Genomic DNA, 8,683 nt, shown 5'->3' on the forward strand with positions numbered 1-8,683 from the left:
TTTGTGGTAAGCAGAGTAAAAATTTCTTGTACATGATTACGAGAAGCAAAAGACAACAGTCTGGCGCTTCCGTTCTTTACACAGCACGCAAATGATCAACAAGTTGTGGTTAAAGCGTATGGTTATGGTCTGAAAACTGGTAGGATTCGAGGGGAAAGACTGGATGAACAACGGCAAAGTCAGAATTTACGAATTATCACGGGAATTGGATTTGGAAAATAAGGATATTCTAGGAATTTGCGATCGGCTCGATATTGCAGTCAAAAGTCACAGCAGCACAATAACAGAATCGGAGGCAGAGCGTATTCGTTCGGCGGCAGAGAAACAACACGCCTCCCGTCCGAAGAGCGCGTTGCGTCCGCCGGGGGAACGCAGAACTTCGCCGCCAGTATCTCAAGCTGTGCGACCAAGGCTAGAACACAAGCCGCAAATCTTGGAGATTCGTCAGCATAAAGCAGGTTCTGGTTCTAACCCACAACAGTCGGGAGAGCAAGTTGCTATCCCTCCCCAACCACCAGTTAGACAGCAGTCGCCGTCACCAATGAAGCCGACAAGCCTCAATAAACCGGTGCGTCTCAGCGAACGGGACAACACCCCAACTGTAGAAGAAACGCAAGTAGAGTCTCAAGTAGAACTACAAGAAGAGCCTCAAGTAGAACCAGTAAAACCAGAGAGAAACGTTCTACCAGAGGAAAATGCCCCTGAACCTCAAGTCGTTGAAAAACGGCCCGAACTTGTTGAACCTCCAGCAAGGCAAACAGCGCAGCGTCCAGGGCAAACAAACGTTGAACGGCCTGTATTGAAACGGGCTAACAAGGTTGAGAACAATGCACCTCCTGCGGAGCCAGTAGCGAAACCACAACCAGGCGGGCCAAGCAGTGGGTCGCCAGTACGGCATAGTGCGCCGACTCCCCGCTCAGCAGGAAAACCAGAGCGGTCTGCGCCCGTAGCCCCGCCAGTTCCACAACTGCACTCGCCGCCGCAAAGACCAGGGCGAAATCTGTCCCCGATTGGCAGAAAATCTTCTGGAGGCGTTGAAGCACAAGAAGATTTAGTGGCAGGACGCTCTAAGGGGCTTCGGGACAACGACGATGGTTTGGGATCGGCAGATACACCAGAAGAACTGTTATTAAGAAAACCAACTCCGCCCCGTCTGGTCAGCAAGCGGAAGCCTGCGTGGGAGGAAGAGGAAGAGGAAAGCCCAGAAGCAGCGAAGGCGAAGGCAGCAGCCAAAACCAAGCAGCGTCGCAATCAAATCGTCTTGGATGACGAAGATGATCTTGACGAAGTGGAAGGTTTGCCAGCTGCACTTCAGGTAAGTCTTTCAGTGGCGCGTCCTCCGAAGCAGCAAAAAGCTCGTCCAGCAGGGCCAGTAGTGGCACCTCCAGCCGCGGCCACCAAAGTGGGCGATCGCAAAAGTTCAAGCTCACGCGATACCCAAAATGATAATCGCCGTCGGGAAGCAGCCAAACCAGAACGTCCCGAAAAACTGGTATTGAGTGGCAGTTTGACCGTAAGAGAACTAGCTACGGCTCTGGGAGTAGCAGAAACCGAGATTATCAAAACTCTGTTCTTCAAAGGCTTTGCGATCAACATTACCCAAACCCTGGATATCCCCACCGTCACAATGGTGGCGAATGAGCTGGGTGTGGAAGTGGAGACGCAAGAAGAACAAGCTGCGGCTACAAAAGTAACGGTAATGGTGACTGAGGAAGACGTAGATCACCTGCAACGCCGTCCGCCAGTCGTGACAATTATGGGTCACGTAGACCACGGTAAAACAACCTTACTCGATTCGATCCGCAAAACCAAGGTGGCTCAGGGAGAAGCCGGGGGAATTACCCAGCATATCGGTGCTTACCATGTGGATGTGGATTATGAAGGTCAACATCAGCAGGTTGTGTTCTTAGATACTCCTGGTCACCAAGCCTTTACGGCAATGCGGGCGCGGGGTACGCGAGTTACAGACATCGCCGTGCTAGTGGTTGCCGCTGATGATGGCGTTCAACCCCAGACGATAGAAGCCATCAGCCACGCGAAAGCAGCTGAAGTGCCAATTGTAGTGGCGATCAACAAAGTTGATAAGCCGGATTCCCAGATAGACCGCGTGAAGCAGGAGCTAACCCAATACGGTCTGCAACCTGAAGAATGGGGCGGCGATATCATTATGGTTCCGGTAAGCGCCATTAAAGGGGAAAACCTGGATACGCTACTGGAAATGATTCTGCTACAGGCGGAAGTTTTAGAACTATCCGCTAACCCAGACCGCCCAGCTAAGGGTACGGTGATTGAAGCAAATCTGGATAAATCAAGAGGCCCAGTTGCTACCTTCCTGGTACAAAATGGTACGTTGCGAGTAGGCGATGTCCTGGTAGTTGGCTCGGTACTGGGTAAAGTACGGGCAATGATCGATGACCGGGGAGATCGGGTGAGTGCGGCGACACCATCTTTCGCAGTGGAAGTGTTGGGCTTAAGCGACGTTCCAGCTGCTGGTGATGAATTTGAGGTCTACCCGAACGAAAAAGAAGCTCGCGCGATCGCTAACACCAGAGCCGACGAGCAACGCCAGTCACGCCTGCAACAGGTGATGGCATCCCGCCGAGTTACCCTAGATTCCCTCTCAGCTCAGGCTCAAGAAGGCGAACTCAAGGAACTCAACTTGCTTCTCAAGGCAGACGTTCAAGGCTCCGTAGAAGCGATTCTGGGCGCGCTGGGACAGTTGCCCCAAAATGAAGTGCAAGTTCGGGTGCTGTTAGCCGCTCCTGGCGAAGTTACCGAGACAGACGTTGACTTAGCTGCTGCCAGTGGCGCTGTGATTGTTGGGTTTAATACCACTCTTGCCAGTGGAGCGCGACAAGCTGCTGACGAGGCAGGTGTCGATGTGCGCGAATACAACATCATCTACAAACTGTTGGATGATATTCAAGGCGCAATGGAAGGTCTGCTGGAACCAGAGCAGGTCGAAGAACCTCTCGGAAGCGTGGAAGTCCGTGCTGTCTTCCCAGTCGGTCGCGGCGCTGTCGCTGGTTGCTACGTACTGTCCGGCAAAGTAGTTCGTAATTGCCGAGTGCGGGTGCGCCGCAACTCTCAAGTGGTGCACGAAGGCGTTCTGGATTCCCTCAAGCGGATGAAGGAAGATGCCAGGGAAGTCAACGCTGGGTATGAATGCGGTGTCGGTGTCGATCGTTTCAACGACTGGAAGGAAGGCGACATTATCGAAGCCTACCAGATGGTAAGCAAGCGCCGGACTCTATCGCCCAATTAGTTTTGAGTTTTGAGTTTTGAATTAAAAACATATTTAACTCAAAACTCAAAATTCAGCACTCAAAACTCTTTTATGCGCTCTTTTTGGTCAGAACCGTTTTTGTGGATTCATCTTGCTGGATTGGCAGCAGTTCCTATTTGCTTGGAAGCGTGCTGCCTATTCCTAGCTGTTGGCGATCCTGTGTCACCAGGATGGATGGAAATGTCTTTAGTGGCGGTTGTCGGCATTGCACCAGTATTCTGGATGCAGTGGAGCCGCCCTTTTTCCATTTTCAGCATCCTGGCAGTGGCGATGAAGCCGGAGCAATTGACAGATGAGCAACGATGCCTCTTGTCGCAATTCAAAACTCCAGGGAACAAGTTTATAGCAGGCGCAGCAGCCGTTTTCATGCTGGGGCTGCTGTGGTTCCTCTACCAGACAGCACCCTTGGTGGCAAGCGCAGCAGCGTTTCTTCCCCAGTGGCGACTGGCGGGACTGCTAGCGGCAGCACTGGCATTTCTGGCAGGCAATTTGTTTTTGCAGGTTAGCTTGAGCGTCGCGCGAGTTCTGTTCATCAGCGAAGCAGCGTTTTGGGCAACGCCACCTTATCCCATAGAACGCATTTGTCAGGAGTTCACGATTCCGGGGTTACAGGTAAATCAAATCTTGCCAGCAGAAATTTCGCAAGCATCGGCTAAAATGCCACCAGCTGAGCTGGAATCAGCAAAGAGGGAACCAGCGTCTTCGGACTAACAATACAAGCCTTTAGTCAACCTAGCCAATCATGGATCGTTTAAATTGAGATGTGCTTAAAAGCACAATCTAATTTGCAATTTAGGCTATCCTGGGAATAGATGGACAAATTCATTAAATAGCGGCTAGCTGATTTTAGATATTAAACGAGCGATATTAGATTTTAAAGTGAGTTTTAACTCTAAATCTAATATTTAGAATTTAAAATAAAAAATAGAATTGCTTTCATATATAAGCTGAAAACTCATTATTACTTTATAAAAGGTGCGTATGGTCATTTTCTCTGCTTCACAAAAAAGCGAATTTTCCGGCAATACCCAAATTTGGGAAAGCCTCAAACAAGCGATCGCATCCAGTTCCGGATTCCAGCGTTGGGAGCTAGAACGCCCTATGGATAAAGAACAACTTCAAGACGTGGGTATCGATTATCGGGTTCGCCGCTACCTGAGGGAAACACTAGAAACTTTGGCTTATTAGTCAGTTATCTAATGGCTAATAGTTAATCAATACGGTCTTTTGTAATTGCTCCCCCAATGGTAAATTGGGGGAGCAACTCTTAGTTGCACATGGGGCCAATTAGCTATTAACCATTAGCCGCTACTTGATTAAATCGCCCAAATTCGGCAGGCCCTCTGCCAGTCGCCGGACTTGCTTGTAGACATCGGCAAGGCGATCGCCCTCGACATGAACTTCTGGGGTAGGGTAGTTTTGCAGCACTTCAATCAAAGTAATCTTATTATTTGATAGAGCCGAACTCATCAAAGCTCCCCGCAAAGCCTGCACGTTGGCACCGCTACCAGTATGAATTACATCAGAGACTTGAGTCAGTGCAATTTCCCCTAGAGGGTTATTCAGCACCTTGTCTAAAAACAGAGCATTCACCTTTATTTCTTGCGTCAGCACCTTTCTCAATTCTTCAGGCTTTTTTCCAGCCATAGCTAGATAAGCACGCAACGCAGGCGAAAGTTCCCCAGTTTCCACAAAAGTTGCGAGTTCGGGAACCGATATTGATTCTCTGAGAATGCTGTATTTTAGCACCACCGATTCGGCAGCATCCGCAGGAGTGGGAAAGAGCCAAGCACCTGCAACAGCAGCTAAACAAACGAGACGCATTGACAGCAATAGATAGCGCATAGGGAACCACAAAATCTTGTTCTACTTTGACGATACTCTGTAGCGATAAGTTGCAACCTCTGGCGCAAGAAACAATGGTGAACAATACTACAGGGACATCGCACAAGTAGGGAATGCGATCGCATCCGTGTTCAATTTTTTAAAAAAATATCCCTCAGCGAGTCCCTAAATCGTAAAGTAAGAAAGCACACAAAAAGCATCAATCGTATGATCTACAAGGGTTCTCATCGGAATTCCTCTCAGCTTAAGAGCGTCAATTTACGTCACAGCAAGGTAGGCACCGTCATCGGGACATCCCTGTTTAGCGCTTTGTTGCTTTGGTCTGGCGGGGTAATGGCACTTCCTGCTACTGCCCTTATAGAGCCATCAACATCCATAGCGCAAGTTCCCGCAGGCGCAACCGTCGTCTACGTCAACCAATCCACAGGTAACGATAGTACCAGTGCTGGTAGCCAAACTACACCCTATCGCACCATTTCCTATGCCCTCCAGCAAGCTGCATCTGGCACAGTCGTTCAGCTGGCACCTGGTTCCTACACCGCTGACACAGGGGAAGTCTTCCCCCTCGTCGTCAAAAAAGGCGTGATTTTGCGCGGCGATCCTGCGACCAAAGGACAGACAGTAGCAATTATTGGCGGTGGTGGCTACAACAGTCCCACTTTTTCCGGTCAGAATATTACAATGCGCGCAGACAACGACGCGGAAGTTGCAGGATTAGCTATCACTAACCCTAATCCGAGAGGAACTGGGCTGTGGATTGAATCTAGTAATGCAAAGGTGAGTAATAATACTTTTTCCAACAGCAAGCGGGAGGGGGTTCTCGTCACAGGAACAGCTAATCCCAAGATTGAAGCAAACGTCTTTACCAGGAACGAGGGAAATGGTCTTTCTGTTGCCAAGACAGCCACAGGAGAGATCCGCAACAATCTGTTTCAGGAGACTGGTAGTGGTATTGTGATCACTGAGACGGCATCACCTTTGATCGTAGAAAACCGCATCATCCAAAACGTTGATGGGGTGGTTGCCTCTAACTCAGCGGCTCCTGTGCTGCGTAGTAACATAATTGAGGCAAACACGAGCTATGGAGTGGTGGCAACCGGGACTGCACAACCTAATCTAGGTACTGCTGACAGTCCGGGGCAAAATCGCATACGTAATAACACCAGGTTTGATGTAGCGAACATTACCCGTACCAATACGATACTGGCAGTCGGCAACGATATTGATGCTAAGAAGATTTCTGGTCGCGTAGACTTTGTAGCAACATCAGTTCCAGGCGGCGGCTTTGCTGATATTCAAGGTAACTGGGCGCAAGCATATATTCAAGCGTTGGTAGCTAAAGATATTATTGCTGGTTTCCCGGATGGCACTTTCCGCCCTAACCAACCTGTGACACGCGCTCAGTTTGCGGCTATTATCAATAAGGCATTTGCCCCAACACAAACACAGTCGGCTATTAATTTTACCGACGTTAGCCGGAATTATTGGGCTTATCAGGCTATCCAAACAGCTTCTCAGGGCGGTTTTCTATCGGGGTATCCGGGGCCTGTATTTCGACCGGAACAGCGCATCCCCAGAGTTCAGGTTTTGGTTTCTCTAGCGAGTGGTCTGAAACTACGCTCTGATAATACTAATGTGTTGTCGGTGTTTAGCGATCGCTCTCAAATTCCGACTTGGGCAAGCACTGCGATCGCAGGCGCGACTCAACAACAGTTGGTAGTAAATTATCCCACGCTGGCTCAGCTTAATCCTAGCCGCGACGCCACCCGCGCTGAAGTGGCGGCATTTGTCTATCAGGCGCTAGTTAATGCTGGCAAGGCTGAGGCTATTGCTTCACCTTATCTAGTCCAGGCTCCTTAAGATGCTTTCGCGCCAGTTTTCCTAATGTTGGATGCTGGCGCTCTACATTAAATGAGTGTTATAATATAGTTTACCTATCAGCAATTAGCTGAAAAGTAAATGCGGGTGTAGTTCAGTGGTAGAACGTCAGCTTCCCATGCTGAATGTCGTCGGTTCGAGTCCGATCACCCGCTTTTTTACAGCTGTACATAGGTGGAAAAAAATCACCTAATATATATTTAGACTGACTTGTGTGGGTACATTAATTGAGCTAACCCACTGGTATTACTGCTGATCTAGTCTGTAACTTTTATACGAATATGACTGATACATTTTGCTTTTGCACTTTAGCAGTGGGAAATCGATATCGTACTCATGCACGGATGTTAGCCAGCGATATTCAGCAATATTCACCCGCTACATCATTTGTAATTCTGACAGATAAGCCCACTGATTTTGAGAATTTTTCACACGTTATTGCCTATAAACACAGACTTCAAAGCCTAAAGGGATTTCATGATAAGCGTTTTGTGATTGAAAAATCTCTCACATTATTTGACACCTGTATATTCCTGGATGCTGATGTACGAATTCTTGGTTCTGTACCAAGGGAAATGGAATGGCTTTCTGGAATTACGGCAAGAACTGGATGTAATATTCTGGAACATAATTCAGGGAGCAAACAGCGTAAAGCACTTCCAGTCATCGAGAAGGTAGCTCAAAAACTGGATATTAGCATCGAACAAACAAAATGGTTTCATGAGTTTATGTTTACTGTAAAAAAACAAGCAGGAGCTGAGGCTGACTTCTTAAGGCTCTGGCAGACAATTTCTTATTTCTTTGAGATGGAAGGGATCTATGATGGAGAAGGTAATGTCATGGGATTGGCGGCGGCAAAAGCAGGGTTGACTGTTAGATTCGATTCTAAGGACAGATTTCCATTTTTCAAGGACAACATAGAGCAAGTTAGAATCAAAAGTGGGCAGTCAAATCTAAAAGACAAATACATTTACTTTGATATACATAAAGAGATTGAATACCCAAAGCATCCAACCTGGAGAAAAGGTATTAATAAGTTAACTAAGAAAGCTGTATTTCTTTATCGATTGTTAAGACTAAGGTACTTTGCAAAGAAGGATTCTGGCTTTCAAGAGCTATTATGAAAGCCTGTATTTTGTAACCAGTCTAACAATTCGCTTCGAGCAGACTGGCGTAAAATCTTGGTGTGGATGCGAAAGTCACTGGCAGGCGATCAACCGCAACGTTAGGCGTCTTCGCTTGTGGGTTGGGACAGTGGAGCAAGGTTATCTGTTAGTATCCATAACTGAAGACCTCAAAGTTCCTGTTGAGGCAGCAGTTTAAGGCGGGAGGTGAGGTATCTACTACGTCATTTAAGGAAAATTTATAATCTTGCTATGTATGGGTGTTAACTGTCTCAGGGTAGCAGTGTAACAGGCGTAGAAATGGTTACAACTCTCAACAAGCCGTCGTCACTGATTCACGAAATTCAGCTTGAAAAAGTTGGCGACTGAAGTTTATTCAAGTTCAGCGAGTCTCTCCAACCTCGGAGGTTGAGCCTTCTGGAAAAGAAGAAGGCTGAGTGCGATTCGTTGTAGCGTAAATCACGGTACCCAGTCCGTACATAGCGCTACCAGCCCGTAACACGGCTGAACTCTCGGATAGATACAGGTGAAAGTCCTGTCCATCCGACTC

General features: G+C 48.0%; 6 protein-coding genes and 1 tRNA gene. 6 read left to right on the forward strand and 1 reads right to left on the reverse strand.

Going from position 1 to position 8,683, the window contains the following annotated elements; genetic code table 11:
- Positions 1-163 precede the first annotated feature (163 nt).
- From infB to H6F74_RS01795, 3 genes are all read left to right on the forward strand, one after another.
- Entirely contained in the window at positions 164-3,265 is a 3,102-nt protein-coding gene (infB, locus tag H6F74_RS01785; protein WP_190435370.1) for a translation initiation factor IF-2, read from the forward strand.
- 72 nt (positions 3,266-3,337) lie between these two features.
- Positions 3,338-3,997, forward strand: a complete 660-nt coding sequence (locus H6F74_RS01790; RefSeq protein WP_190435373.1) for a low-complexity tail membrane protein — start codon at positions 3,338-3,340, stop codon at positions 3,995-3,997.
- 270 nt (positions 3,998-4,267) lie between these two features.
- Positions 4,268-4,474, forward strand: coding sequence for a hypothetical protein (locus H6F74_RS01795; RefSeq protein ID WP_190435376.1), 207 nt, complete (start codon positions 4,268-4,270; stop codon positions 4,472-4,474).
- Positions 4,475-4,594: 120 nt separating this feature from the next.
- Here H6F74_RS01795 and H6F74_RS01800 read toward each other — a convergent pair whose 3' ends face one another.
- Entirely contained in the window at positions 4,595-5,131 is a 537-nt protein-coding gene (locus H6F74_RS01800) for an alpha/beta hydrolase (protein WP_190435379.1), read from the reverse strand.
- A 207-nt stretch (positions 5,132-5,338) separates the two neighbouring features.
- Here H6F74_RS01800 and H6F74_RS01805 point away from each other — a divergent pair, with 207 nt between their 5' ends.
- The 3 genes from H6F74_RS01805 to H6F74_RS01815 all read left to right on the forward strand — a co-directional run bounded on the left by H6F74_RS01805 (position 5,339) and on the right by H6F74_RS01815 (position 8,133).
- Positions 5,339-6,991 (forward strand): DUF1565 domain-containing protein, encoded by a 1,653-nt coding sequence (locus tag H6F74_RS01805; protein ID WP_190435384.1) that lies wholly within the window; start codon positions 5,339-5,341, stop codon positions 6,989-6,991.
- Between the two features lie 101 nt (positions 6,992-7,092).
- Positions 7,093-7,164, forward strand: a tRNA-Gly gene (locus H6F74_RS01810).
- Positions 7,165-7,290: 126 nt separating this feature from the next.
- A complete protein-coding gene (locus tag H6F74_RS01815) occupies positions 7,291-8,133 on the forward strand; it encodes a hypothetical protein (protein WP_190435387.1) in 843 nt (280 codons plus the stop codon).
- Positions 8,134-8,683: the final 550 nt, after the last annotated feature.

It is taken from the genome of Trichocoleus sp. FACHB-90, from assembly GCF_014695505.1.
Classification (GTDB): domain Bacteria; phylum Cyanobacteriota; class Cyanobacteriia; order Cyanobacteriales; family FACHB-T130; genus Funiculus; species Funiculus sociatus.

What these genes read in the sequence shown, in the direction of transcription:
- infB (WP_190435370.1), top strand. Translation starts at nt 164, where the DNA reads ATGAACAACGGCAAAGTCAGAATTTACGAATTATCACGGGAATTGGAT.
- H6F74_RS01790 (WP_190435373.1), top strand. Translation starts at nt 3,338, where the DNA reads ATGCGCTCTTTTTGGTCAGAACCGTTTTTGTGGATTCATCTTGCTGGA.
- H6F74_RS01795 (WP_190435376.1), top strand. Translation starts at nt 4,268, where the DNA reads ATGGTCATTTTCTCTGCTTCACAAAAAAGCGAATTTTCCGGCAATACC.
- H6F74_RS01800 (WP_190435379.1), bottom strand. Translation starts at nt 5,131, where the DNA reads ATGCGCTATCTATTGCTGTCAATGCGTCTCGTTTGTTTAGCTGCTGTT.
- H6F74_RS01805 (WP_190435384.1), top strand. Translation starts at nt 5,339, where the DNA reads ATGATCTACAAGGGTTCTCATCGGAATTCCTCTCAGCTTAAGAGCGTC.
- H6F74_RS01815 (WP_190435387.1), top strand. Translation starts at nt 7,291, where the DNA reads ATGACTGATACATTTTGCTTTTGCACTTTAGCAGTGGGAAATCGATAT.